Annotated in this window: 27 protein-coding genes; 13 read left to right on the forward strand and 14 right to left on the reverse strand. The window is 53.2% G+C overall.

The features are described from left to right. Positions 1–712: 712 nt before the first annotated feature. Positions 713–1,003 (forward strand): hypothetical protein, encoded by a 291-nt coding sequence (locus AAC01S_RS07025; protein WP_067620922.1) that lies wholly within the window; start codon positions 713–715, stop codon positions 1,001–1,003. 490 nt (positions 1,004–1,493) lie between these two features. Here AAC01S_RS07025 and AAC01S_RS07030 read toward each other — a convergent pair whose 3' ends face one another. From AAC01S_RS07030 to AAC01S_RS07040, 3 genes are all read right to left on the reverse strand, one after another. After that, positions 1,494–2,879, reverse strand: a complete 1,386-nt coding sequence (locus AAC01S_RS07030) for an APC family permease (protein ID WP_067620924.1) — start codon at positions 2,877–2,879, stop codon at positions 1,494–1,496. Between the two features lie 7 nt (positions 2,880–2,886). Continuing rightward, complete coding sequence (locus AAC01S_RS07035) at positions 2,887–4,086, reverse strand: ROK family protein (protein WP_067620926.1); 1,200 nt, start codon at positions 4,084–4,086, stop codon at positions 2,887–2,889. Between the two features lie 122 nt (positions 4,087–4,208). After that, the gene (locus AAC01S_RS07040) at positions 4,209–5,111 is read right to left on the reverse strand and encodes a LysR family transcriptional regulator (RefSeq protein WP_067620928.1); all 903 of its coding nucleotides are present in this window, start codon (positions 5,109–5,111) and stop codon (positions 4,209–4,211) included. A 115-nt stretch (positions 5,112–5,226) separates the two neighbouring features. Here AAC01S_RS07040 and AAC01S_RS07045 point away from each other — a divergent pair, with 115 nt between their 5' ends. Both AAC01S_RS07045 and AAC01S_RS07050 read left to right on the forward strand, forming a co-directional pair. Beyond that, complete coding sequence (locus AAC01S_RS07045; RefSeq protein ID WP_245630117.1) at positions 5,227–5,652, forward strand: CidA/LrgA family protein; 426 nt, start codon at positions 5,227–5,229, stop codon at positions 5,650–5,652. Further along, the gene (locus AAC01S_RS07050; RefSeq protein ID WP_067620930.1) at positions 5,646–6,326 is read left to right on the forward strand and encodes an LrgB family protein; all 681 of its coding nucleotides are present in this window, start codon (positions 5,646–5,648) and stop codon (positions 6,324–6,326) included. Before AAC01S_RS07045 ends, AAC01S_RS07050 begins: the two co-directional genes overlap by 7 nt. A 17-nt stretch (positions 6,327–6,343) precedes the next feature. Here AAC01S_RS07050 and AAC01S_RS07055 read toward each other — a convergent pair whose 3' ends face one another. Continuing rightward, positions 6,344–7,102, reverse strand: coding sequence for a DUF1836 domain-containing protein (locus AAC01S_RS07055; protein ID WP_067620932.1), 759 nt, complete (start codon positions 7,100–7,102; stop codon positions 6,344–6,346). Positions 7,103–7,295: 193 nt separating this feature from the next. On the opposite strand from AAC01S_RS07055, the gene AAC01S_RS07060 reads away from it, so the two are divergent. Then, entirely contained in the window at positions 7,296–8,285 is a 990-nt protein-coding gene (locus AAC01S_RS07060; RefSeq protein WP_067620934.1) for a DUF2653 family protein, read from the forward strand. 92 nt (positions 8,286–8,377) lie between these two features. Here AAC01S_RS07060 and AAC01S_RS07065 read toward each other — a convergent pair whose 3' ends face one another. After that, a complete protein-coding gene (locus AAC01S_RS07065; RefSeq protein ID WP_067620936.1) occupies positions 8,378–9,520 on the reverse strand; it encodes an alpha/beta hydrolase in 1,143 nt (380 codons plus the stop codon). A gap of 336 nt (positions 9,521–9,856) precedes the next feature. On the opposite strand from AAC01S_RS07065, the gene AAC01S_RS07070 reads away from it, so the two are divergent. Next, complete coding sequence (locus AAC01S_RS07070; RefSeq protein WP_067620938.1) at positions 9,857–11,134, forward strand: O-antigen ligase family protein; 1,278 nt, start codon at positions 9,857–9,859, stop codon at positions 11,132–11,134. Next, on the forward strand, positions 11,122–12,375 hold the full coding sequence (locus AAC01S_RS07075; protein ID WP_067620940.1) for a glycosyltransferase family 2 protein: 1,254 nt from the start codon (positions 11,122–11,124) through the stop codon (positions 12,373–12,375). Before AAC01S_RS07070 ends, AAC01S_RS07075 begins: the two co-directional genes overlap by 13 nt. A 68-nt stretch (positions 12,376–12,443) precedes the next feature. Here AAC01S_RS07075 and AAC01S_RS07080 read toward each other — a convergent pair whose 3' ends face one another. Next, positions 12,444–13,262: a methyl-accepting chemotaxis protein gene (locus AAC01S_RS07080; RefSeq protein ID WP_067620942.1), complete on the reverse strand. Its 819-nt coding sequence runs from the start codon at positions 13,260–13,262 to the stop codon at positions 12,444–12,446. A gap of 206 nt (positions 13,263–13,468) precedes the next feature. On the opposite strand from AAC01S_RS07080, the gene AAC01S_RS07085 reads away from it, so the two are divergent. Then, a complete protein-coding gene (locus tag AAC01S_RS07085; RefSeq protein ID WP_067620944.1) occupies positions 13,469–14,263 on the forward strand; it encodes an SDR family NAD(P)-dependent oxidoreductase in 795 nt (264 codons plus the stop codon). 78 nt (positions 14,264–14,341) lie between these two features. Here AAC01S_RS07085 and AAC01S_RS07090 read toward each other — a convergent pair whose 3' ends face one another. Beyond that, entirely contained in the window at positions 14,342–14,920 is a 579-nt protein-coding gene (locus AAC01S_RS07090; protein ID WP_067620946.1) for a DUF1003 domain-containing protein, read from the reverse strand. Positions 14,921–15,247: 327 nt separating this feature from the next. Between AAC01S_RS07090 and AAC01S_RS07095 the strand changes: the two genes are divergently transcribed. After that, positions 15,248–15,799: a DUF421 domain-containing protein gene (locus AAC01S_RS07095; RefSeq protein WP_067620947.1), complete on the forward strand. Its 552-nt coding sequence runs from the start codon at positions 15,248–15,250 to the stop codon at positions 15,797–15,799. Positions 15,800–15,828: 29 nt separating this feature from the next. Here AAC01S_RS07095 and AAC01S_RS07100 read toward each other — a convergent pair whose 3' ends face one another. The 3 genes from AAC01S_RS07100 to AAC01S_RS07110 all read right to left on the reverse strand — a co-directional run bounded on the left by AAC01S_RS07100 (position 15,829) and on the right by AAC01S_RS07110 (position 17,377). Then, positions 15,829–16,641 (reverse strand): CPBP family glutamic-type intramembrane protease, encoded by an 813-nt coding sequence (locus AAC01S_RS07100; protein WP_067620949.1) that lies wholly within the window; start codon positions 16,639–16,641, stop codon positions 15,829–15,831. Between the two features lie 87 nt (positions 16,642–16,728). Beyond that, the gene (locus tag AAC01S_RS07105; protein ID WP_067620954.1) at positions 16,729–17,151 is read right to left on the reverse strand and encodes a CoA-binding protein; all 423 of its coding nucleotides are present in this window, start codon (positions 17,149–17,151) and stop codon (positions 16,729–16,731) included. 13 nt (positions 17,152–17,164) lie between these two features. Beyond that, positions 17,165–17,377, reverse strand: coding sequence for a DUF1540 domain-containing protein (locus AAC01S_RS07110; protein ID WP_067620955.1), 213 nt, complete (start codon positions 17,375–17,377; stop codon positions 17,165–17,167). Positions 17,378–17,720: 343 nt separating this feature from the next. On the opposite strand from AAC01S_RS07110, the gene AAC01S_RS07115 reads away from it, so the two are divergent. Further along, positions 17,721–17,921, forward strand: coding sequence for a cold-shock protein (locus AAC01S_RS07115; protein ID WP_067620956.1), 201 nt, complete (start codon positions 17,721–17,723; stop codon positions 17,919–17,921). An 84-nt stretch (positions 17,922–18,005) separates the two neighbouring features. On the opposite strand, the gene AAC01S_RS07120 is transcribed toward AAC01S_RS07115, so the two are convergent. Together AAC01S_RS07120 and AAC01S_RS07125 are read right to left on the reverse strand one after the other, a co-directional pair. After that, a complete protein-coding gene (locus AAC01S_RS07120; protein WP_067620957.1) occupies positions 18,006–18,191 on the reverse strand; it encodes a cold-shock protein in 186 nt (61 codons plus the stop codon). Between the two features lie 192 nt (positions 18,192–18,383). Beyond that, complete coding sequence (locus tag AAC01S_RS07125; protein WP_067620958.1) at positions 18,384–19,439, reverse strand: G1 family glutamic endopeptidase; 1,056 nt, start codon at positions 19,437–19,439, stop codon at positions 18,384–18,386. Positions 19,440–19,660: 221 nt separating this feature from the next. On the opposite strand from AAC01S_RS07125, the gene AAC01S_RS07130 reads away from it, so the two are divergent. After that, the gene (locus AAC01S_RS07130; RefSeq protein WP_067620960.1) at positions 19,661–20,074 is read left to right on the forward strand and encodes a hypothetical protein; all 414 of its coding nucleotides are present in this window, start codon (positions 19,661–19,663) and stop codon (positions 20,072–20,074) included. A gap of 71 nt (positions 20,075–20,145) precedes the next feature. Next, positions 20,146–21,078: an aldo/keto reductase gene (locus AAC01S_RS07135; protein ID WP_067620965.1), complete on the forward strand. Its 933-nt coding sequence runs from the start codon at positions 20,146–20,148 to the stop codon at positions 21,076–21,078. A 61-nt stretch (positions 21,079–21,139) separates the two neighbouring features. Here AAC01S_RS07135 and AAC01S_RS07140 read toward each other — a convergent pair whose 3' ends face one another. Beyond that, positions 21,140–21,862: a ThuA domain-containing protein gene (locus tag AAC01S_RS07140; RefSeq protein WP_067620966.1), complete on the reverse strand. Its 723-nt coding sequence runs from the start codon at positions 21,860–21,862 to the stop codon at positions 21,140–21,142. Positions 21,863–21,962: 100 nt separating this feature from the next. Then, positions 21,963–22,364 (reverse strand): hypothetical protein, encoded by a 402-nt coding sequence (locus tag AAC01S_RS07145; protein ID WP_067620967.1) that lies wholly within the window; start codon positions 22,362–22,364, stop codon positions 21,963–21,965. Positions 22,365–22,544: 180 nt separating this feature from the next. Between AAC01S_RS07145 and AAC01S_RS07150 the strand changes: the two genes are divergently transcribed. Continuing rightward, positions 22,545–22,865 carry a hypothetical protein gene (locus AAC01S_RS07150; protein ID WP_067620968.1) on the forward strand — a complete coding sequence of 107 codons (321 nt, stop codon included), beginning with the start codon at positions 22,545–22,547 and terminating at the stop codon, positions 22,863–22,865. A 76-nt stretch (positions 22,866–22,941) separates the two neighbouring features. After that, complete coding sequence (locus AAC01S_RS07155; RefSeq protein WP_067620970.1) at positions 22,942–23,142, forward strand: hypothetical protein; 201 nt, start codon at positions 22,942–22,944, stop codon at positions 23,140–23,142. Positions 23,143–23,146: the final 4 nt, after the last annotated feature.

The following is a 23,146-nucleotide window of genomic DNA, read 5'->3' on the forward strand; positions in this document are numbered from 1 at the left end:
GACGTCCTCTTAGCCCTAAAAAAAGCTGCCACATTTCTGCGGCAGCGAATGATTCTTACAGCGAATTGTTTGTTAGATCTGTCACCTCCGGTGACGGCGCCTTCTGACGATAATCAGAAGCCTTTGACCGGGATGAAGTACAATCACTCGCGTGCTTCCAGTGCTCATGTGATCACCTCCGTGCTCCATACGTATGCTTGTCATTACATCTCGCACCGGACATTCATTGATATGGACAGCGATATCGTAGTCTAGAGCACACACATTTCCGCGCGTTCTTTATCATTCTCTCGCCTTGTCCACCTTTGTACCTGTCTCCATGACACTTCGGTGAATACGTTGTATCACGCCGCCTTGTGCATGGCTGTTGTTGAAACTTCCAGTCTCAATTTAGAAGGGAGGCTACACATATGGACGGATGCTTTGGTGGATATACTCGATGGGCAGTTGTCTTCTTGATCATCTTCGTGCTGTTCATCCTCTTGGTTCCATACGGGGGTGCATATTGACGCTACGCGGGCCACGGGAAAAATTCCCGTGGCCCTTATGAAGGACTGCAACATTTCGACAGACGCTCTTACATGTCCCAATGCTTGGTGAAACTCACCTACCTCCATTCGCGTATTTTTGAACAGCTTGGCCAAATCGCCCTACCACAGCCGATCACGGATCCATACACTGCGTACATCTCAACACGAGGGAGGTGACAGTCATGGCATCCGATTATCAAACAGCTACTCGACAAATCAGTCTCTTGGCACGTAAACTGGCGAACAATCTGACTTTCCGCAAACAGTTTGAAGATGCCGTAACCGCCCCAGCTGCCGTGCGTCGAGCCCGAGTCCGGTCTGCGCTCACGCAAAACGGCATCAACTATCCGTTTCGCATTGCCTTTAACGCGCCAAGCGCTCGCAATCCATGGGTACAGGTTTGGGCACCTGTGATGGATCCCGCGAACAACGTGATGACGAATGTAGGATTTACGTATCGCATCCTGTCTTAACGATCCGTCGATAGAGAGAGGTCGCTGCCTCTCTCTATCCATCTATCCATACATGTGGCCAAGCTGAATGCGCATATATTCGTCTCAATTCCTCCACCGAGGTGAGCATGTGAAAACTTACGATTTTCAAGCATTCATCCGTGGTGAGCTTGTGCCAGCCAGAAAGCGGCACCGTCGTGTAACGACCTTTCGCAGGGCTGTGTGTCCACTTGTTGTCTTCGCGCTCGACCCCAAACTGCAGAGTTTTATGATCAGCGTCATATCCACCTAATCTCCAATGGACAGTCGAACTCGTAATTTTCAGGCCTGATACTTCGACATACTTCGCATCCCGCATCACATATACTGGTCATCGCCAACCAGGTGGGGCAGCAAATGTGGCTGCCATGGCCGTCAGCGTAGGTGGGGCTGACGGTTTTCAGGTGAATGAGTGCAGCCTGTGAAGTCACAGGCTGCACTTCATTCCAGGCCCCGTCCAAGGCGAGTCGATTTAATCGACTGATTCAACGGACGGCCGAGCGTACTCTTCCTTGATCACCTTTTCGCCAAAGGGCCATTCCTTTTTGCGAGCTGACCATACCAAGAAGACAATGATTCCCAGAACCGTCCACGCAATGGCCAAACGAATCGCGGGCCAACCAGATGAGTAAAACACGTATCCCCAGCCAATAAACGCCAAAATGCTTGGCAGTGGGTACAGCCATTGACGAAATGGCCGCTTCAAGTTCGGCTGGCGTTTCCGAAGAACGGTCAAAGCGACGATTTGGCCCATGAACTGAATGACGATGGACGTTGCCATCAGCGCGTTAATGATTTGCGTCAGATTGAAGAAACAGCAGATCGCCATGATGCAGCCCATTACCAAAAGACTCACGTGCGGGAACTTCAATTTTGGATGCAAGCGCGCAAAGGATTTAAAGAACAAACCATCTCGAGCCGCGTTGTATGGAAGTCTCGAGGCGCCGAGCAGACCTGCGTAAACGGATGCAAAACAGGTCCAAATGATCAACAGCGTGATGAGGATTGCACCAGGTTGTCCCCACACTTTTTGAATTAATTGCGTTCCGATGTCCGTGCTGTGCATGGCCGACTGCCAAGGGATATTCCCAATGATGCTGATGTTCATGCTAAGGTCAATGATGCCTACGAACAAAATGGATAACAAGATCGTCCGTGGAATGGTTCTTCCTGGATTCTTGACCTCATCCCCAAGATACGATGCCGTGTAGTACCCCATATAGTCGTAAATCGATATGAGCATCCCACTGCCAAGGCCAACGAAGAACTTGGATGGGGCAAACGCGCCCTGCGGGAACGAAAAAGCTAATTGTGCGCTGAAATGCGACGCTGCCGCAATGATGACGAGCACGACAGTCAGGATGACACCCACCCACAACACAGTGGTCAGCTTGGCGACCGAATGAATTCTCCGCCAAAGCAGGACAATGGTAATGAAGGTAATCAAAACGGCTGTCAATTTCGCTTCCAGACCCGTCATATGCGGGAAAAAGTATTGCAAATAGTCCGTCAGTCCAATGGCGCCCGTGGACATAATGAGCGGAGTGACGATGATGGTGGACCAAATAAAGAGGAATGGCATAAGTTTTCCAGTTCGGTATTGGAACGCTTCACGCAGGTATACGTACGTACCACCCTCTCCTGGCATGGCGGCACCGAGTTCGCTCCAGACCAATCCATCCAGCATCGCCAAAAGAGCGCCAATCAGCCAGCCGAAAATCGCCTGAGGGCCGCCCATCGTCGATAAAATAATCGGGATCGTGATGAACGGTCCAGCGCCCATCATCTGTGACATATTGGTTGCCGTTGCCTGGAACAGTCCAATGCCACGTTCCAGTTTTGGTCCTTCTTGACCCATAGGATGTTCACCTCGACTTTGAAATGGAAGAAAATGAATCATAAACCCCAGACATGACGAAAATCGGGCAAGCTGAAGCACCGTATGCCCCAGCAAGTTCTCCTAATTTCGCCAATTTCAGATTCGTGTGAATTGGCATGATTTGTTTCAGACGCTGCTTAATTCCGTCGATCAACACTTCCCCTCTTTGGGCGACGCCGCCTCCAAGAATGATCGATGCGGGATTGACGAGCGCAATCATGTGCGCCAACGCAAAAGCCAGGTATTTTATGGTTCTGTCCATCACGTATAGACCTAATTCGTCTCCGTGACTGGCTGCCTCAAACACCGTTTCGGCCCGAATGTCGCCTGCCTGGAGTGTTGAGTTGGGGTACGACGGTAAAAGCGTCTCCGCCTGCAAGCGAATTCCTGTCCCTGATGCGAGTCTCTCGAGCGCACCAAATTGGGAGATGTCTCCCCCATTGTCTGCGAACGGATCGACCGGGACATAGCCAACCTCGCCGGCATAGCCTTCAAAGCCTCGGTGAATTCGGCCGTCGATCATGAGCGCTGCCCCAATTCCGGTTCCAATCGACACAAATATGGTGTCTTTGTCGTCACCACCGGCGCCCATCCACTTCTCGCCGATCAGCGCCATATTGACGTCGTTGTCGATGATGATGGGGCCGGGCAGACTCGATTCAAATGCCTCCCTCAGGTTCACGTCAACCCAATTCAACCCTGGCGCGGCCACCACTGTTCCATCGACATGATTGACTAGACCGGGAACGCCAATTCCGGAACCGACAAACTTGTCCAGTGAAACACCAGATTCCTCTAAAAAGATTTGGGCTTCCTTGCGCAAATGCTCCACCGGATCGAGTCCATCGCGATGAGACGGGATTTTTCGCTGCGAAATGACCGAACCGCTTAAATCGGTTACCATAAACAGCGTCTTCGTCCCGCCTATGTCCATTCCGAAGGAGTAGCGAGCCGTTGGAACAAACTCGAGGTGAACCGATGGACGTCCCCCTTTGACCGTCGAGTCCCCTTTGCCCACTTCACGAACAAATCCTTCTGTGAGAAGGTCATCGACAATATTGGAGACAACGGATCGGCTGATTCCCAACCGTTTCGCGATTTCGGCCCTCGAAATCGGTTGATTCATCCACACCTCCCGGAGCACGTTTGTCCGGTTCACATTGCGCACGACCGTCCCAATGCGCATAGACTCACATCCTTAGCACGATGTTTGTTTGTTCTAGTACCAAACAAACGTTTTGTCGATTATAACTCGGCTTCGCGCTGTTGTAAACGCATTCACACAATACAGTTTTTGTCTAAATCGCATCAACGAGTCTGTCCGTCCGTGCGAACTGCCATCTTGTCGATCACGGCGAGAAATTGCTTGAGCACCTCTGACTGATCCTCACGGCGCCATGCGACACCCATCTCCACTTGAGGCCTTTCGCCTGTGATGGGCAAATACCGGACGTCGCGCGTGTGAACGTGCTGCGTCGATCCCGGCAAAATGCTGACGCCAATCTCCGCACCGACCAATCCGACAACCGTCTGAACCTCTGTCACCTCAAGACGAATGGAGGGGCTCACCCCTGCTTCGTGAAAGAGAGTCACGATGCTGTCGTACAGACCGGGCCATATCGACCGCGATACCAAAATGAGCTGCTCCCCCCGCAACTGCTTCATCGTGATCGACTTCTCCGCAGCCAAGCGGTGGGATACCGGAACGACCGCCACGCACTGATCTCGCCGAATGGTGCGAACTGTCAACGCTGGATGGGACGTCGGTGGGCGCAACACCCCTACGTCGATGGTGCCGTTGAGCAGCGCGTCAATTTGATCTGGCGTGGGCATCTCGTGCAACACGAGATCGACATCGGGGTACTGGTCCTGGTACACGCGAATGACGCTCGGCAGCACATCGTAGGTCGCAGAGCCAACGAACCCGAGAACCAGCCTGCCCATCTTACCAAGCTGCGCTTTGCGCGCCATCTGTTCCGCCTGTTGAAGCAAGGCAAACAGGCGCCTTACCTCGCCGAGATACACGCGTCCCGCGTCCGACAACTCGACACGGCGGTTGGTCCGATGAAACAGAAGCACACCGAGCTCATCCTCAAGCTGACGTATTTGCTGGCTGAGAGGCGGCTGTGTCATCCCTAGGCGCGACGCGGCGCGGCCAAAATGCAATTCTTCTGCCACCGCGATGAAGTACTCCAATTGTCGAAGTTCCACATGGATTCCCCTCTGCAATTAATTCGTATCACGACTCAATTACACAACTTTTATATATTAGACGCACATCATGATCAAGCGTATCCTACTTAAGGAAGGAGGGTTTTCATTGTTTGTGGCTATACGATCGAAAGTGACGCACATCTTTGGGATCATCCTGCAAGTCGCGTGTTTGTTTGGACTCAGCGAGATCGGCACGTGGATATCCAAGGCGTTGGACGTGCCTGTTCCAGGAAGCATTTGGGGACTCATCATCCTGTTTCTGTTGTTGAAATTCAAAATCGTCAAGCTGGAATGGGTTTCTTCCGGAGGGGACTGGCTCATCCGCGAAATGCTGTTGTTCTTCATCCCATCTTCAGTGGGCATTCTCTCCTATGGGAACCTGATGCTGCACCAAGGCATTCAGATTGTGGTGACCATCGTCACCAGCACGGCGCTTGTCATGCTCGTTACCGGCGCGATCGCCGAAACCGTATGGAAGTCGAGACAGCGACGAAACGTGAAGTCAAGGTACGCCAAAGAGGAGGCTTCCTCATGTTGATGTGGATGGGCCTGGTGATGACCGTGGTGTTCTACTGGGGAGGTAAAACGTTATACAAAAAAGTTCGATTTGTTTTGCTCAACCCAATGATTACGTGTCTGATCGCACTCATCGTGGTGCTGCTGTGCACACACATGTCGTACTCGACGTACTTTTCGCGGAGCAAGCTGCTGACGGACATGCTCAACCCGGCGACGGTCGCTTTGGCTATTCCGCTGTATCGCCATTTTGACGTACTGAAGCGGCACATTGCCGAATTCCTGCTCAGTTTGGCATGCGGAGCAACGGTAGCGGTGACTTCCTCCGTCTTGCTGGCGCGCGTCATGCGCTTAAGTGGAAGCATCGCGCTTAGTGTTGCGCCGAGATCGGTCACAACGCCAATCGCCATGGATATTTCACAGACGCTTGGAGGCATCCCTGCGTTGACGGCGGTGTTCGTGATTATCACAGGATTGTCCGGCGTCATTCTCGGCCCACTGATCATTCGCGTCTGCCGCATTCAGTCGTCCGTTGCCAAAGGCACACTGTTCGGCATGGGCTGCCATGGATTGGGTACAGCTCGCGCCTTCGAGATTGGCCAGATGGAAGGCACCTGTGCGAGCTTGTCGATGGTGACCGCGGCTTTCATCACTCTCGCGCTGGCCCCAGTATTGGTTCCACTGCTGCGCGCGTGAATGGTCGGCCGCGGCATTCACGACAATCGCCTGTCGATCACGACGGATGAAGCGATCGTCTTTGCCGCAAATTGAAAACTGGACGCCTGCAGCGCGAGCACAGCCACCGTTATGGCATGGGCGACCGACCTTCGTTCTTCCGCCCCTGCATCAGCCAGCCCCTCGGCGAACGTGCGCGCGTGATGCGCGATGTCGGCGACGGCCAACCCTTTTGTCCGAAATTTCTCATAAACCTCCGCGTACGCAGCCAAAAAGTCCACCGGATGAATCACATCGTCGTCATCGGACCGGGGATCGTTGAAAATGAGTCCCAACATGCGTCGAATGGACTCAAAATCCAATGACGATTTCAGATCCTCGATGACAAAGATGGTCGCGACCTGTTCGACGGAATACTTCTTACCGGCCTGCGGCGTCGCGATGATATCCTTCACGTCACGCTTAATCCAGTTTTGAACCGTCGTCGTCGACAGATTCGCGTACTCCATTTGGTTTCCCAGTGCGACAATATCGTTCATGGAGAAACCGATACTTTTCGATCTCGCCCCCTCCAAACCGATGATCTTATGCAAGATTGGCGGCAGCGTCGGAATGCCCCCTGGCATCGCGAGCGACAGGCCTGCGTCGTTTGATGAGCGGCCCGAAGCATCGCCCAATTCATTCGATCTCGATGATCGCATGGCCGACCAAACGGTCTTCACTAAGGCCAACGCCTCAGTAACATTCATAGCCCGCAAATGAATCAGCAGCTTGGCCATTTGGTACCGAGTGAACATGCCATCCACCCCTTCGAATAGTTCTCATGAACTCATTATACGACCATGAACCCAACAAGCATACTGCATGTTGACACCCTTATAACAAGTTCATATAATATGTTCATAAAATAAGTTCATATGAACTTATCAATCCGAGCCTCCCGTTGTAAGACCATGTCACAGGGAGGCGGTAGAGGGAGAATGAATCCAGTTGAAACGTTTGCTTACCATCATCGTCGCAGCGGCTTTGCTGTTCAGCATGCCAAGCGTCGCGTTCGCACGCAGTTACAGCGGCGGACGAAGCTATCACTCGAGTTATTCGAGCCATAGCTTTGGCAGTTCTTCGTCAGGGCGCTCGTATTCGAGCGGCTCAACGTTCGGGCTGCCGAAAACGGGTAGTCCATCGACAGGCACCTACCGCTCGTCGACGAAGAGTTACAGCGGCGGTTCGACGTATCGTTCGAACAAATCGACGACACGTACGACAACCACGCGGACAACGCGGTCGTCGTTTGGCGGTTCGTACGGTTACGGCGCCAGCGGGTATGGATTCTACCCTGGACATTTCGGATCGTTTGTCTCAGGATTCTTCCTCGGAAGTCTCTTTCATCCATTCGGATGGGGATTTGGCGGTCCGTATTACGGAGGCGGTCCAGGCTACTTCACATCCGGCGGCTGGGGAGGCCCTGGCTATTCACCGTTCTGGTCCGTGATTGGCATCATGGTCGATATCATCGTCCTGCTTCTGTTGATCAAATTGATTGTCGCTATTGGCCGCACCGTGGCTCGACGGAGAAGGTCGACCTATGAAAGGCCTGGATATCGAAGGGGGCATGATCCAATGTACGATGACGACTATATCGACGAAACGATAGAACGAACGGAAACGGTCGAGATCGTCAAAACCGTCGCGACACTCGATGAACAAGCGGTCTGCGACGCCTGCTGCGAGTATGTGGCGCGCGTTCGCCATTGCGATCCGAGCGACGTCACCGTGGACCTGCTCTATGACTACGCTGGCCGCTTCGGTGCAGACATCTGGGTTCGCGGAACAGTCGCGCCGTCGCTGGGAGACGCTGAGTTGAGAGAGGCTGTCGCGGCGTTCGTCGCGGATCGGGAACACGTCACACGGGGCAGAGTGAGTGTGAATCTGAAATTCGAGCCTGGACTCGGCGTCCACGCAGAGGCAGAGGTTCTGTAACAAGTTGTCCGATCAGGCTAAGCGAAACAAGAGGCCGCGTCCCCCACGGATAGTCGACCATATCCGCCGGAACGCGGCCAATTGTACGTAGACTATACCGAGACCTGTTGACTATCGGACGCTTGGCCATTTTGTTCGATGAACGACACGATGCGCTGAACCACCGTCGGTATGCTCGGCGATGGATTGCCACCGACAGGCACGAGTTCGTGCGACGCGTGGTTGACCAGGAGCAATTGCGGGTGATCCCCTTGCGCCTGCAGCTTGTCGTACAACTCAAGGGACAGCCTCGGCGGATCGACCGGATCCTGTTTGCCTTGCACAATCAAAAATGGCGGGTCCCCGGAACGGACGTAGCTGACCGCGCTCGCGTCGCGTATCAACTGCGGCGTCAGTACCCCGAAAGCTGGCGTAGGTCGGGAACCGAATTTTGCCAACCACTTATCTGCATAATAACTTCTGTCCACCGGGCCGAACAGATCGACCACCGCGCGAATCGACGTATTCGAGGTATTCGTTGGATTCGACGTGCCGGAGTCGGCAATTTCACTGGATTTCGTCTTCTCCTGCATCGTCAGGCCAACCAGACTGGCCAGTGCTCCACCTGCGCTGTCACCGATCGTGGTGATGGCATTCGGATTTAGATGTAAACTGGAAGCATGGGCCTGCAAGTATTGAACCGACGCTTTGGCATCGTCAATTTGCGAAGGCCATTTATATTTTGGGGCCAATCGATAATTGACTGAAGCAAAGGCGAATCCATCGTTTACAAGCGAACGTTCGATCTCGCTGATGATCCATTCCTTGCGGTACTTCTGGCCTTTGCGTATGACGGCGCTGCCGCTGATGAGCGATCCGCCGTGAAAGTACACGACCGTCGGCAATGCCTGCCCAGGATTGACGTGTACCGGTTCGAACAGATAGAGCGTCTCACGACATCCATCCACATCTTCATACGTCAACGTTCGCCTGCTCCCGACCAACAGCGGATTCCACACCGACGTCTGAAGCGGACTTGGCTTGGCGTATCCTTGATGGTTGCCCATCATCAATTCTGAAACGGGCGATTGTGGATGGGACGGAGTACCGCCAACCGCCGCAAACACGGGGCCGCACGCCACGGCTCCCACAGTACAAGCGATGAACGCAGAGTACGCACTAAGACGAGTATTCGCCAGCACTTGGCGCAAACGTGAGCGCGCACGACCACGTTCAGAGATGGATCCTCGTCTCATAGCGAGTCTCTCCTCCTGCAAATTCCCGAAGAAGGGTTTTTGATGGGTGTTTATCGTCTTCTATCACCCTGTTTGGTCCGAGACTCAGCATAGCAAGACAGCATCAAAAAATCCTCACAATCCGTCGATGAATGGCGAAAAAAAAGTGACCGTTGGAAAACCAACGGTCAAAGTGTGATACACAAGGGGGTCAAGAAAAGGAATTGCAACTGGCGCAACCTGCCTGGGATCATCGTAGCGAGGAAACATTGAATTTCCATTGAATCGTTCCTTTTCTATGGATTCGCGCGCCTGATTTGATATGATCGTGGTAACCTACCAGTTAGGGGATGACGAATGCTTTCTACGACGTTGGACAACCAAACGATCCAAGCCAGGCGATTCGGAGAAGGTGTGGCGAAATGGTGTTTGTTCTGCTTCTCTGCGTTCGCCGTAGTCAACTACACCTGTAATCTGTCCTATTGGCGCTTTCTCGGGCCAATCTGGGACAAACTCGTACTGGCCGTGATGGCGTACATCGCGCTCGTGAGGTACATTCAAGGATATCGTCCAGAGCGGTTTGCGTGGAGCAAATATGGGGGCTGGTACGTCCTGTACTGCGTCGCGCTCATGCTCGCAGGCGATCACAATCCGGTTCTCGTATTTGACGGGTTCATGATGGACGTAGAATTTATTTTATTTGGGATGCTCATGCCTTATATCGTGGACCGCGACGATCTGCCGAAGATTTTGTACTGCGCGGTCTGTACGTCCATACTTCTCGGCATGCATGGCGTCTTCCAATATATAATGAAAGTTCCCGTACCTGCCACTTGGCTGGACGTTGGTGAATCGGTCCGGACCCGCGTCTACTCGCTGATGCAGTCCCCAGCGGAACTCGGCGCCAACATGGAGCTGGCGCTGCCCGTCCTGATTGCGTTGACCTTTGTCGACCGCCACCGCGTTCGGAAGTGGCTGTACCTCGCCGGCAGCGTATGTTGTCTGGCGACGCTGGTATTCACATTCGATCGCGGTTCTTGGCTGGGGCTTGGCTGCGCCGTGCTGATCACGTCGATTGTTTACGAACGGCGCATCCTGCCAATTCTGATCGTGTTGGCGGCCGTACTGTTTCTGGTGCCGCCGATTCACCACCGAGTCATGGATTTATTTAACGAAGTATATATTGTGAAATCCGCCCAGGGCGGTCGCATCATGCTGTGGCAACAAGCGTTTGACGTCATGGCGAAAGCTCCATTCTTTGGCGCAGGACTGGGACGCTATGGCGGAGCCATCGCCACGTCGCATACGTTCTCCTTGTATTCGGACAACTACTATGCCAAAATACTTGGCGAATCAGGGCTCGTTGGCTTGACGCTGTTTGCCGCGATGCAGGTGGCGATATTGCGCGACGTGGCCCGTGTGCTGCGAAAGGCCGCCGGCAGAACACGCCTGCTCGCCCTTGCTGGACTGACAGGCGTGATCGCGATCCTTGTTCACAGTTTTGTTGAGAACTTATTTGAGTATAGTTATACCGCAAATCTTTACTTTTTAATGGTCGGCCTGATCCTTTTGTGGGGACGAACATTGGAAGAAGACGCCGCGGTACGGAGAGGAACTTCATCATGGTCGAGCTGATGTATGGATTGCTGAATACAATATACGGTGCGCTGCAGCTTATCACAGGGCTTGTTGCGCTTTATCAGCTTGCTCTCTCCATCTTCGGGTTGATTCACCGAAAACGCGAGGTCCTGCTTCCGCCATCGAAACGGTTTGCGATTGTGGTGCCTGCGCACAACGAGGAACGCGTGATTGGTCCGCTCATCGACAGTTTGAAAGCACAAGACTACCCATCGGACTTGTACGAGATTCACGTGATTGCCGATAACTGTACAGACCATACGGCGGATGTCGCCGCCATGCATGGCGCCATTGTCCATCGGCGAACCAGCGCGGACCAGCGCGGCAAAGGCTACGCAATCGAGTGGATCATTGCGGAACTAGACAAGCTGAACGTGCAGTACGACGCGTTAACCATGTTTGACGCGGACAACCTGGTCGATCACGAATTTTTGGCAAGGATGAACGATTTGCTCTGCCGAGGCAACAAAGTGATTCAGGGGTACCTCGGTGTCAAAAATCCGTTCGACACATGGGTCAGCGTGTCACTGGCGATTTCTTATTGGTTCGATAACCGGATGTGGCAGAACGCTCGTCAGAACCTTGGCATCTCATGCGCGCTTGGTGGAACCGGTCTGTGTATCGATCACGGAGTTCTCAAAGAGATTGGCTGGAAAGCCACCGGTTTGACAGAAGACCTCGAATTCGGCGTGCGTTGCCTCCGCAATGGCATTGTGCCTACCTGGGCGCACGACGCAAAGGTCTACGATGAAAAGCCGACCGGGTTCACAGCCTCTTTTCGGCAACGTTTGCGCTGGCAGCAAGGACACTTTCAATGTGCGAAAGAGCACTTATTCCCGTTGCTTTGGGAAGGTATCGTCGGACGCAATTTAGCGAAATTCGACATGGCTGTCTATTTGTTTCAGCCGATGCGCTCGCTCCTTCTCTTTTTGGCAGCCGCGATTTTGTTTTTGGTGCACTTTTCGCCAGCGAGCAAAGTGTCGTCCGCTCACTTCATACCAATCATTCCAACCAACGTATGGGTAATTGTGAACGTCTTGCTGTTCGCGCAAATGCCGTTGGCATTGTTGTTGGAGCGCATCAACTGGCGCGCGTACTTTGGCCTTGCCGTCCTGCCGTTCTTCCTATGGACGTGGGGCCCCGTGACGCTGCAGGCGTACTTGACGCGCAGCAATCGCAAGTGGTACCACACGCCTCATAAACGGGCCATTCGCCTGGACGAATTGCGCGGGCGATAAAGTTAGAGGCTCGTTCACCATCGGTCGATGTTATCGACGATGTGAACGAGCCTCTTTTGCCACTGGCATCAAGAACGAACACGCGCAGCCAAATCGGTCAACTCCGTACTCACCCGCACGATCTCATCGATGGTGTCCGCAAGTGAATCCGTTCCCCGCTGTTGAACCAGGGCGTCCTCAAAGAGCGACTGGATTTTCATATCGATTTCCCGCAGCGCTTGCACGACTTTGTTGGTCGCGTCCAGCACAGTTTTGGACGAAGTTCCGGTCTGCTCTGACAGTTTCCGAACCTCGGCGGCGATCACGCGGAACGATTGTCCCGCTTCCCCTGCACGCGCCGCCTCAATGCTCGCGTTGAGACCAATGATCCGCGTCCTTGCAGACACATCCGCAATCACGTTCGCCATATCGCCAATCAATTTGCTCGAACCCTCGATGGCGTGACTTTCTTCGGAGAGTTCCTTCGAAATGGTCGACAACGCGGTGGCCTTCTCGCGAAGCTGGTCCATGGTCGCGGACAATTGCTGAACCATGGCTGAAAGACTGACGGATGTCGAGTGCAGAATATCTCGATCACGCGTTGAAGCAAACATGCACATGGAGCCAACGACCTTGTCGTCTTCGAATAACGGGACACCCGTTCCCTGGTACGGAATGCCACCGCTGACTTCCGGGTTGCCTACCCGCGTAACGACAACACCCTTCGTCGTCACTTCTCTGCCGATGCTGCCGTCTCGAAACGACTGCCCCGCATCAAAGGCTGGAATGAAGAAGTCGCGACCTGGAATGGAGAAAATATAACCGTTCAGATCCGTCACGACAAAATGGGCATAAGGGATCAATTGATGAAATCGAGGAGCGACCTCAATGACTTGCTCTAGAACCATTGGCATTTACACCCCACACGCGTGATTCGACTTTAGATGACCATGATTCGACTATACCAAGCCCGTTCCCTGCATCCTGAAAATGCTCATTGAAATTCTGACAGGACTGTCACACAATGATCCTGGCAAGCGCAAGTACGGACCCGAGAAGCTCAAGTAGAGAGCAGGGGCGTGCTGTCGGGTTAATCATCGAAGGAGTGGCTGGGATGACGGAGATACAGCTAAAAGGGACAAAGGCACTCGTAACCGGGGCGTCAAGCGGCTTGGGACTCGCGATGGCGGAGGCGTTGCTCGACAGAGGCGCGTCCGTCGTGTTGACGTCGAGATCGAAATCCAAGTTGCAGCCCATCGTGCAGCGATATCGTGCGAGTGGACTGGACGCATATGGATTGGCGCTCGATGTGCGCGACATCGATTCGATTGACGCCACAGTCCAGTGGGTCAAGCGGGAGTGGGGAAAGCTTGACGTGCTGGTGAACAACGCGGGTATCGGCATGCGCACCGTGAATCCGAAATTCATGTTCGAACCGCAGCCGTTCTTTGAAGTGTCGCCAGAGGGGTTTCGCGATGTGATCGACACGAACTTAACGGGTTACTTCCTGGTCTCACGCGCGTTCACACCGTTGTTCGTCGAGCAGAAATCCGGGAAAATCATCAATATCTCCATCAATCGTGAAACCATGGTCCGCAAGGGCTTTGTACCCTATGGTCCCTCTCGGGCCGCAACCGACTCCCTGTCCTATATCATGGCAGAGGACTTGCGTCCGTATGGCGTCACGGTCAACATTTTGCTCCCGGGCGGAGCCACCGAGACAGGGATGCTTCCCGAAGAATACAAAGATACATGGAAATCGATCCCGGGTCTTCTCAAACCCGACATTATGGCGCAACCCATCGTGTTTTTGGCGTCGCATTTGTCTGACAACCTCACGGGCGAACGAATTGTGGCGCGCGAATTCGCGGAGTGGATGAGCGAAAGAGGTATCAAACCGTTCGATTGAGCGGGTGATTCAGGCGGAGAAGCATTGGGAAAGGCCGGACATCGCTCATCGATTCCGGCCCTTGTTTCGCAAGTATGTTCAGTTGCTTTGGCGCACTCGCGCCTGCGCAGATTCACCGTCGTGGAGGGCCGTCAACAACTTCTCGAGCTGCATCAACTTGCCTTCGATCCGGTGCAAGTGACTCTGCATATCGTCGATTTCCTGCTCCGCCTTGTAGTTGATGGCGAAATCGATGATTGACTCATGTTTGTCTCGTGCGGCCTGCCGGTTCTGGCTCATCATGATGATGGGCGCTTGAAATGCCGCAATGAAGGATAGACAAAGATTCAATAGAATAAACGGCGGCTTGTCAAAATGGAAAGGATGAGTGATGCTTAAGGAATTCCACAGGATCCAAAATCCCAACACCGCTCCGAAGATGCAAAGAAACATCCAACTTCCGCCGAACGCAGCGATTTTGTCAGCCAGTTTGTCCGACCAACTTGTCTTCTTGTCGTATTCTTCGTCGACCTGCGTGAGAATCTTCGACTCGTACAAACGCACAAGTCGATCAATCCGGCGCGCGTCATCCTCGTTGAGAGGAATCTCGAACCCTTCAATCGTCGCATTTTCCTCACGGAGTTCATTTGGCAAGACGTAATAGTTGCGCTTTCCCATGTTCAACACTCCCTCTTTCCGGGGAATTGAACATCAAAAGCGTACCCATTTACATCGCGCTCAGCCTCCGCAAAACGCGAACATACGCATGGATGAACAATTCCCCGTTTGTTCGTTCAGGACCTGGAGACATACTGTCCAAGTGCTCATCCCCTTCTGCGCATATCACGCACATCTATAGTATTCGCTCAATCGCAAGGCGGCAAGCCCTTTTTCAATTTGTCGACGCGGGCCGCGCGAATCGCAGGCCCTCCTGCAGTGCATAGCGGGATCGAGAAAGGAAAATCCTGTAGACAGTTTGAAGTGCAGAGCTCAACAGAGGAATGAATGAAGAAGATGGCAATCCATTGGTTGACAGTCGCGCTCACCACCGTCATCACATTTACCATATTGCTCGCGTTGGTCAGGTGGATTGGCGAAACACAAATCAGTCAGGCAACCTATTTTAATTGGGTAGCCGGGGCTTGCATGGGCAACATCGCGGCCAACATGATTACGTCCGAAGGCGCGTCAGGGGTGATTACGGGTGCGATCCAGTTGTTCTTTTTCTCTTGTATCACCATTTTGGCGTCGACGCTTTCGCTGAAAAGTCGATGGTTTCGTCGGGTCGCGAGCGGTGAGCCCGTGATTTTGATCCATCGCGGCGAATACAACTTGAAGCACATGAAGAAAAGCAAGATCGATCTCGATCTTCTCCGACAACTGCTCCGCGAACAGGGGTATTTCGACTATCGGCAAATCGAGTACGCCATTCTGGAGCCAACCGGTAGTCTCAGTGTCTTGCCGATGCCCGATGCGGTGAACAAAAGTGAAACGTCCACGGCGCAAACCAAAAACCCGCAGACGGCACAGCGCGAAGAACTAAATCATACTCACTGACACTTGTTCCTTGGCCCGTGAACATAGCCCTAAATCCGATAAAAAATCGCCTTTCGGAAGATGAGCGTGATCATGGCCACAGCCAACAATACAACCAACATCAAGCCTGCCAAACTGCCATTCGTGTGCGGTGAGGATATCCAGGTGATCCACAAGTCGTAACCGCTGTGAATCGCCATCGTCAGTACGATGCGTCCAGTGATGATGGTGAACAATGCGAGTACTGCTCCGAGAAGGCTGAACAGCAGCCAAGCGCGGACCAGATGACTTTGAAATTCAAAAATATGCCCAGCTCCAAAGGCGAGAGAGCTCATCACAAATCCTGTGGCAAACGCGGCGGTTCGAGTGGATCGAAGGTGCCACTTGGAATGAAGCAAGCGACGCAGCACCACGATGACCGTACCCACCATGCTCCAACGCCACAATTCTTCAAGTCCTGCGACCACAGCCACCAAATAATCCGCGATGGATGGATTCGAGGACACATTGGACTCATTGAACTGCAAAAACATCCCCGTGACGGCGCTGAATAGTTGCAAAAAGCCAATCGCCGCCAGAGGAAAAGCGATGTACAGATACAGGCTCCACGCCACTCGCGCGATTCCAGATAATCGCCCTGACCGCAGTGGATCGTCGGGCCGAAATAAAGTCCGACGGAAATGAGGCAACAGCACGATCAACGAACCTATGCTGAGCAATATGTACAAAAGGCCCAGCCAGATCGCTCCAACGCCGTTGTCGAGATTCGCCAGCGTTGAGAAAACAGCGAATACAACCATATAAACGATTTGCCATGTGCGCAGTCCTCGACCCACACTCTCGGCCAAACGCGACCATCTCATAGATGCCTCCGAACATAATCGGCTATCCCTTCGTGAGGGATAGCCAGTGTCGTTTTCTGTAGTGTAGCATACGCGTCGAATCGAACGTTATTGTTCCTTCGCCGACAGCAGCCTGCGATGTTCGCGTTCAAAGTTGCGATTCTTGACGACGTGAACGCCGGCGGCTTCAGCTCGTTGATCGATGGCGTGATCGTGAGCTCCCGATTCGAACCAAAGCACCTTGGCTCCCGCCTGGATCGCGTCGTCGGCAATTTGTTCCACATTTTTGACGTGATCGGGCACATTGACGATATCGACCGGACCATCGATCTCGGCCAGTGACGATACCGCCGGATGTCCAAGCACCGTGTCGCCGGTACGATTGACCGGGATCACCTGGTATCCTTGAGATTGCTGATATGCTGCCGTACGATACGCCTTCGTGCCTGGATTCGGGGTGACACCGACTGATGCAATGATATGCGCGTCGCTCAGCCAATTGGCCAGCGAATCGTCGGATACGTGCGGCATACGAAAACCTCCCTCAGCGTGGGCGAAATGTGTGGCAGCAGGTGTTCCGAGGCGTTGTCGCTGCGTCGGTCCGCTCCAGATCCACCGCGATCTCGTTCGCGATCTCTTCGGTAAACCGGGAATTGGCCTGATCGTCCACTGTCACCATGATGGCTGGCGCTGTACACGTGTTATGGTTCTTCCAAAAGTAGCAGTTTGACACGCTGCATTTGACGTCGACACCCACGTGATCGCCTCCTTTAGACTGATCTGCGACTATGCGCGCACATCGACGCGCCGCGAACGTAAACGCGCGTTCGTGCCATTAGTGTCCTCCGCAATCCGCAGCCCATCCTGGCAATTGCTTCGGAAGTTGGACACAAGATTCCACGTCCGATTCCACGTCGCGGCAAAAAAATTGTTGACTTCCCGATTACCCGGATATATGATGTAGGCAAATACCCATTTGCATGATCATATGTATGATGCATGAGCCGTTCCTTTCTGGCCTCAATGGGTCAGAGTTGGAACGGCTTTATACATGCAAATGAATTTGGTAAGTGCTGAAAGAGCACCATGGAGGAATTGGAATGCAAGAAGGTATCGTTAAGTGGTTCAACTCCGAAAAAGGCTTTGGTTTCATCCAGATTGAAGGCGGCGACGATGTGTTCGTCCACTTCAGCGCAATCCAAGGCAACGGTTTCAAGACACTCGACGAAGGACAACGCGTAACGTTTGACATCGTAGAAGGCCCGAAGGGTCCACAAGCTGCAAACGTTGTTAAATACTAATCCCTAAATATGAAGAGCCCATGTTCTAAGAACATGGGCTTTTTTTGATCGCCGAATGGGCCAGATGGTTGGAACTCATTCCCGTCACTTGCCGGAAATGAGAGGAAGATCGCGAACACTTTGTTCCATTGGCGACTGACACATTGGACAGGTAGGCTCCGACGCAAAAGAAAAGTCCTTTCTCATCCAAACATTGCAGTCGCCGTTGGTGCATACCCAAATATCGGTGGCGACTTCTGGAATCACTTCTTCGTTGCGTTTCCCGAACATCTGCATTTCCCCTCTCGGCAATCATCGTCCGCGCATGATGGCATGGCACTCACAAGTTCGATAAACAAACGACTTCCCCCAATTGAGAAGTCGCAAAGAATCGTGTTTTGAATGGATACCATCATCATACCACAAACGGGCCGAACAGGAAAGTCCATACAGGCCACCTGACGAGCATTTTGAACTGTTCCATCAGCCCCAGATGAACTCCACTTGCCAGCCGCCTGAACCGCCGCTGCCGGAGGGCATGCCGTATGATTGTTGACCAAATCCGCCCCAGCTTCCACCTGGGAAGATGTGATGACCATGACGGTATGGATAACCTGGCCATCCTTGTCCCCAACTTCCGCCGCCTTGTCCCAACGACGGAATCGTGGTATCGGTCGACGTCGTGGTGGTCGTGGAGAACGATTCACCGTCCGAATTCAGTGATGACGGCGCGATAATCACATTGCCGAAATTGTCCACCAACGCAATAGGCTGTACTTCGTTGCTCGACGCGTTGATTGGATTGCCGTTGACGGTGGCGTTGGTGAAGTTGACCGTACCAGCGTCGGCCAACGGATACAAATCGTTGTTGCCATCTGATGGATCTTCACTGATCCACTCCGCCGAAGTGCCAATCGCCGACGCGTATGTAGAGTTCAGCGACACGGTCACTGTCTTCGACTCAGTCGTGCCAGACGGCGTCGTCACGTTGACCACGAGATTCCAGTTCGTTCCGCTTCCCTTCGAAATACTTGCGGATATGGTCGAGCCGACCGGCACCGACATAATGTTGGTAGCTGCTGCCGGAAGCTTCTCCCAGAAAATCTCGGCGTCTTCCTGTCCGTTCGTCATTTGTTCAGTGGTACCCATTTGCAGCAGGTCTTGATTTGTTACACCGCCGAGGCCAATCCACTGTGCGGCGACCGATCCGTCGTCACCCGTCACATTCGGAACAACCCAGCTGCCAGTTACACTCGTGTACGGATTCGATTGCGAAGATGGTGTCGCGATATATCCACCCCAGTTCGCCGATCCCTGGGTATCGCTCGGGATCGAAATCGAGTCCGAAGTATCACTGGCGGCCGTCGTGTTAAAGCGCCCAGCATACAGACGACCCGGATCGTTTGATGCCACCGACGCCGCCTTGGTTCCTTGCTGCTCCGCCGCGGAGGATGTCCATATCCATGATGAGCTCACCCCAATCGCGCCTACGGCCGCAAGGCATCCAATGAATGGTATGTGTCGTTTTCGAAGACGCATGGATGACGCACTCCTTTTTCTCGATACTATTTACATAGTCATTGTAGAGCGATTTCCTTGAAAAAAGCTAAAAAATACAAGATTGCCGGGGGGCACGGGCGCGTAACGGTCAAAACTTCCCTGTGCGCCCCCGATCACGGAGGCTGGCAGCTGACACGGGTTACGCAGATTTATCGTATCTCCTGTATAATCAGAGAGTCAGTGGTTTCAGGAGGTAGGATATGCGGAAACACACAACCATGATCGGCGTGGCCATCATACTGCTTCTCACAAGCGGCTGCTCGACGCCGTGGATCGAATCGAAGGATGAAGCTTCGAGCCGCAGCCAGTTGCACACGCTCTCGGAACAGGTTCAGCGTACGGTAACCGCCATGTTGCAAACAAACGGCGGATCGGACACGTCCCGTGCCCGCGAACTGCGGCAAGAATCCCGAGCGCTCGATCAGACTCAGATCACGGCCCCGCAAGGAAGCGTCGAGGAGGCAACCTATGCCGATGCTTGCGCGCTGGTCGATCTCGAGCAGTCGGTCGTTTCCGATCATCAGCGGGGTGTTTCGGTGCCAAACACGGTGACGAGCCAGTTGTCCGCCTACCTGAAGAAGCTGCAAAGAAATCTTCGCGTCTACCCCAAATGAGATCAGGGCGTCACGGGCGATCAACCAGGTGTCTGATGGTCTCGCACACAGGTTTCGAGGAGGAACGAACCATGAAATATCGGAATCTGAAACAAAGCGGCTTAAAAGTATCTGAAATTACGTTTGGCTGTTGGGAACTCGGTGGTGGACAATGGGAAAAAGAAAGCGATGAGACCAACATCGAAGCCATCCAGACCGCATTTGAGTTAGGGATCAATTCGTTTGACACCGCTGAGGGCTATGGTCAGGGACACTCCGAAGAAATTGTAGGAATCGCCCTGGAAGGAAAGCGTAAAGACGTCGTGATCGCGACGAAAGTCTCACCGAACCACCTTCGAAAGGACGACATTCAGCGTTCCGTCGAACAGAGCCTTCGCCGCTTGCGGACAGACTACATAGACATCTATTATGTCCACTGGCCAAATCAAGAGATTCCGTTGGAAGAGACCATGGATACGTTTCGAAAGCTTCGGGAAGAGGGCATCATCAAGGCAGTCGCTGTCTCGAACTTCTCCAGGGAACAACTGGAGCAAGCGATGTCGGTCACCTATGTGGACGCCATTCAACCGGAGTACAGCCTGCTCGACCGAAGGATTGAGAAAGCCGTTCTCCCCTATTGTGCCGATCACGACATCGCAGTGCTCACCTACAGCTCGGTCGCGAAAGGTATCCTGACGGGAGCGTACCATTTCGGCGGCAAAAAACTCAAAGACGACGATTTCCGCCAAGGTCGCCGACTGTTCCTTCCGGATCACCTGGAGAAAGAAACGGAGCTTGTGAAATTGGTGAAGGACATCGCGGATGCGCACGGTGTGACGCCGTCCGAGATCGCCATCGCCTGGCTGCTGCACCAAGAGGGCGTAACGTCTGCCATCGTCGGAACGCAAAACGCCGACCACCTGAAAGCGAACGTTCGGGCGGTTGAAGTCGCGTTGACCGATGATCAACTGGCACAGTTGAGTCAGACGAGCGAGCGAGTGATCGCCGCGATCGACGGGAAATGAACCACGCCAAATTCCGTGCCGGGCGAAAGCCCGGCGACGGAACAGGACGCTGGCTGACAGATTACTTGCTTTCCAAGGCTTGCGAGTGCCCATAGGAAATCTCGGGCGACTGACCCGGTTTTGCCCACCGGACAGCGTTGGAAATGACCTGCTGAACGTTGCTGTCGTGATAGGTTGGGTAAGTCTCGTGACCGGGACGAAAGTAAAAAATCTTTCCTTTTCCCCGTGTGTACGTGCAGCCGCTGCGAAACACGTCGCCTCCAGAAAACCATGACACGAACACAATCTCGTCTGGCGTGGGTATATCAAAGTGTTCGCCGTACGTTTCTTCTTGCGGAAGCTCGAAGTAGGCTGGAAGACCTTCCGCGATAGGATGGGCCGGGTTGACCACCCAAAGGCGCTCCTTTTCATCCTCTTCCCGCCAGCGCAGATCGCAGGATGTTCCCATCAAGCGTTTGAACACTTTTGAGAAGTGTCCCGAATGCAGGACAATGAGACCCATGCCTTGCCAGACGCGCTTGACGACGCGTTCGACCACTTCGTCTTGGACCTCGTGGTGCGCCTTGTGGCCCCACCAAATCAAAACGTCCGTATCATTGAGAACGTCGTCCGTCAAACCATGCGACGGTTCATCCAATGTCGCTGTTCTCGTGACGAAGCCGCGCCCTTTGAGCGCGTCGCTCAAGGCCTGGTGAATACCGTTTGGATAGACAGACGCGATATGCTCGTTTTCTCGTTCATGCCGAAATTCGTTCCAAATCGTGACCTTCGTAACTTCTCCCATAAGTACACCTCATTCTTGAAACAGGATGTGATTTCAGGCCCCTTGAAACATTCGTCCAGAGACCATGACACGAGAAGATTGACCACTCAGAGCAAGCGGATTAAAACAGGCGGAACAAATCGTCTACCAAATCCTCGCCAATCGCAAAACCTGCGCCCATTTCAGCGGATTGAACGATTGTGTCCCAGAATCCCCCGCGCTGGCCGCCCATTGGCTGCTGGTATTGCCTAGGATACCGCTGTTGAAACTGATCATACTGCGGATGCGTTTGTTCGAGATGATCGATATAATTTACGGCATTCTGGATCAGCCCCGCCGTCTCCTGATTCAAACCTCGAACCGATAGCGCGATTTCCTTCAATGCGAAGATCAAATCTTGCTTGTCCGCACTGTCGATATTCATGGCCTGAATTCGCTGGGCAGCCTGCTGAAGTTGTTGGACAATCGCCGCATTATGCTGTTGAATCGTGTTTGCCTGTCTCCCCATCTGCTCGAAGTTCATCAGCGTCTCTCCTTCCTTGTCCTGTGTAGTGGCACTATAACGATACTACCTAAAATGCACGTTGAAAAGAAAGCGCCTTCCTGAACGATCTGAGAACATTGGCCAAAATTCTGGCGAGATATAGACATTTGTGTCATGATTCATAGTGTGGAAGTTTGCATACATGAAGAGGGGTTCGCTATGATTACGTTTCTGATTGGATTGATTGGCGGTCTGATTGGGATTATCCAGACCCTCATCAATATGGTGTACAAGCAAAATTACTACCTCGGCTATACTTGGCACAGTTACGGTGCCCTTGCGGCGTCCGTGGTCGGTTTGTATTTCGCCTTCTTGACGCGCAAGCGCCCGCGTATCGCCGGGATCGGCATGTACGTGTGCGGGATTGTGGGGCTCATTAGCGCCTCTTATTCGTACTTCCCCGCCGGCATTGCCTTCATTCTCGCTGGTTCCATTGCCTATTTCATCGAGAGCAGACGAACGGAAGACGCAGACGACTGAACTGTCCATCGAAAGGGATTTGCGGTAAGGTAATGATATTCCACGAAGGTTCTCGAACATGAAAGGGGAGCGTTGCATGAGCGGCGTACGTTATGTCATCAGCGTCATCGTATACGAAGACGGGCATCGCGACGTGATTTGGGATTCGTCAGTCGCGGATGAGGACTGTTATACCCAGTTGAAGCAAGTTACCCAGGACATGGAGAACGCGTTTGGCATTACCCCTCCCACTCCGCCCAATCCGCCAAAGGGTCCCAAAATTACGCGTCTGAAATAGAGTT

It is taken from the genome of Alicyclobacillus acidiphilus NBRC 100859, assembly GCF_001544355.1.
Taxonomy (GTDB): Bacteria; Bacillota; Bacilli; order Alicyclobacillales; family Alicyclobacillaceae; genus Alicyclobacillus; species Alicyclobacillus acidiphilus.

Excerpts from the sequence above, each read along its gene's own strand:
- AAC01S_RS07025 (WP_067620922.1), top strand. The coding sequence starts at position 713 with ATGGCATCCGATTATCAAACAGCTACTCGACAAATCAGTCTCTTGGCA.
- AAC01S_RS07030 (WP_067620924.1), bottom strand. The coding sequence starts at position 2,879 with ATGGGTCAAGAAGGACCAAAACTGGAACGTGGCATTGGACTGTTCCAG.
- AAC01S_RS07035 (WP_067620926.1), bottom strand. The coding sequence starts at position 4,086 with ATGCGCATTGGGACGGTCGTGCGCAATGTGAACCGGACAAACGTGCTC.
- AAC01S_RS07050 (WP_067620930.1), top strand. The coding sequence starts at position 5,646 with ATGTTGATGTGGATGGGCCTGGTGATGACCGTGGTGTTCTACTGGGGA.
- AAC01S_RS07055 (WP_067620932.1), bottom strand. The coding sequence starts at position 7,102 with ATGTTCACTCGGTACCAAATGGCCAAGCTGCTGATTCATTTGCGGGCT.
- AAC01S_RS07065 (WP_067620936.1), bottom strand. The coding sequence starts at position 9,520 with ATGAGACGAGGATCCATCTCTGAACGTGGTCGTGCGCGCTCACGTTTG.
- AAC01S_RS07070 (WP_067620938.1), top strand. The coding sequence starts at position 9,857 with ATGCTTTCTACGACGTTGGACAACCAAACGATCCAAGCCAGGCGATTC.
- AAC01S_RS07075 (WP_067620940.1), top strand. The coding sequence starts at position 11,122 with ATGGTCGAGCTGATGTATGGATTGCTGAATACAATATACGGTGCGCTG.
- AAC01S_RS07080 (WP_067620942.1), bottom strand. The coding sequence starts at position 13,262 with ATGGTTCTAGAGCAAGTCATTGAGGTCGCTCCTCGATTTCATCAATTG.
- AAC01S_RS07085 (WP_067620944.1), top strand. The coding sequence starts at position 13,469 with ATGACGGAGATACAGCTAAAAGGGACAAAGGCACTCGTAACCGGGGCG.
- AAC01S_RS07090 (WP_067620946.1), bottom strand. The coding sequence starts at position 14,920 with ATGGGAAAGCGCAACTATTACGTCTTGCCAAATGAACTCCGTGAGGAA.
- AAC01S_RS07095 (WP_067620947.1), top strand. The coding sequence starts at position 15,248 with ATGAAGAAGATGGCAATCCATTGGTTGACAGTCGCGCTCACCACCGTC.
- AAC01S_RS07100 (WP_067620949.1), bottom strand. The coding sequence starts at position 16,641 with ATGAGATGGTCGCGTTTGGCCGAGAGTGTGGGTCGAGGACTGCGCACA.
- AAC01S_RS07105 (WP_067620954.1), bottom strand. The coding sequence starts at position 17,151 with ATGCCGCACGTATCCGACGATTCGCTGGCCAATTGGCTGAGCGACGCG.
- AAC01S_RS07115 (WP_067620956.1), top strand. The coding sequence starts at position 17,721 with ATGCAAGAAGGTATCGTTAAGTGGTTCAACTCCGAAAAAGGCTTTGGT.
- AAC01S_RS07120 (WP_067620957.1), bottom strand. The coding sequence starts at position 18,191 with ATGTTCGGGAAACGCAACGAAGAAGTGATTCCAGAAGTCGCCACCGAT.
- AAC01S_RS07125 (WP_067620958.1), bottom strand. The coding sequence starts at position 19,439 with ATGCGTCTTCGAAAACGACACATACCATTCATTGGATGCCTTGCGGCC.
- AAC01S_RS07130 (WP_067620960.1), top strand. The coding sequence starts at position 19,661 with ATGCGGAAACACACAACCATGATCGGCGTGGCCATCATACTGCTTCTC.
- AAC01S_RS07135 (WP_067620965.1), top strand. The coding sequence starts at position 20,146 with ATGAAATATCGGAATCTGAAACAAAGCGGCTTAAAAGTATCTGAAATT.
- AAC01S_RS07140 (WP_067620966.1), bottom strand. The coding sequence starts at position 21,862 with ATGGGAGAAGTTACGAAGGTCACGATTTGGAACGAATTTCGGCATGAA.
- AAC01S_RS07145 (WP_067620967.1), bottom strand. The coding sequence starts at position 22,364 with ATGAACTTCGAGCAGATGGGGAGACAGGCAAACACGATTCAACAGCAT.
- AAC01S_RS07150 (WP_067620968.1), top strand. The coding sequence starts at position 22,545 with ATGATTACGTTTCTGATTGGATTGATTGGCGGTCTGATTGGGATTATC.
- AAC01S_RS07155 (WP_067620970.1), top strand. The coding sequence starts at position 22,942 with ATGAGCGGCGTACGTTATGTCATCAGCGTCATCGTATACGAAGACGGG.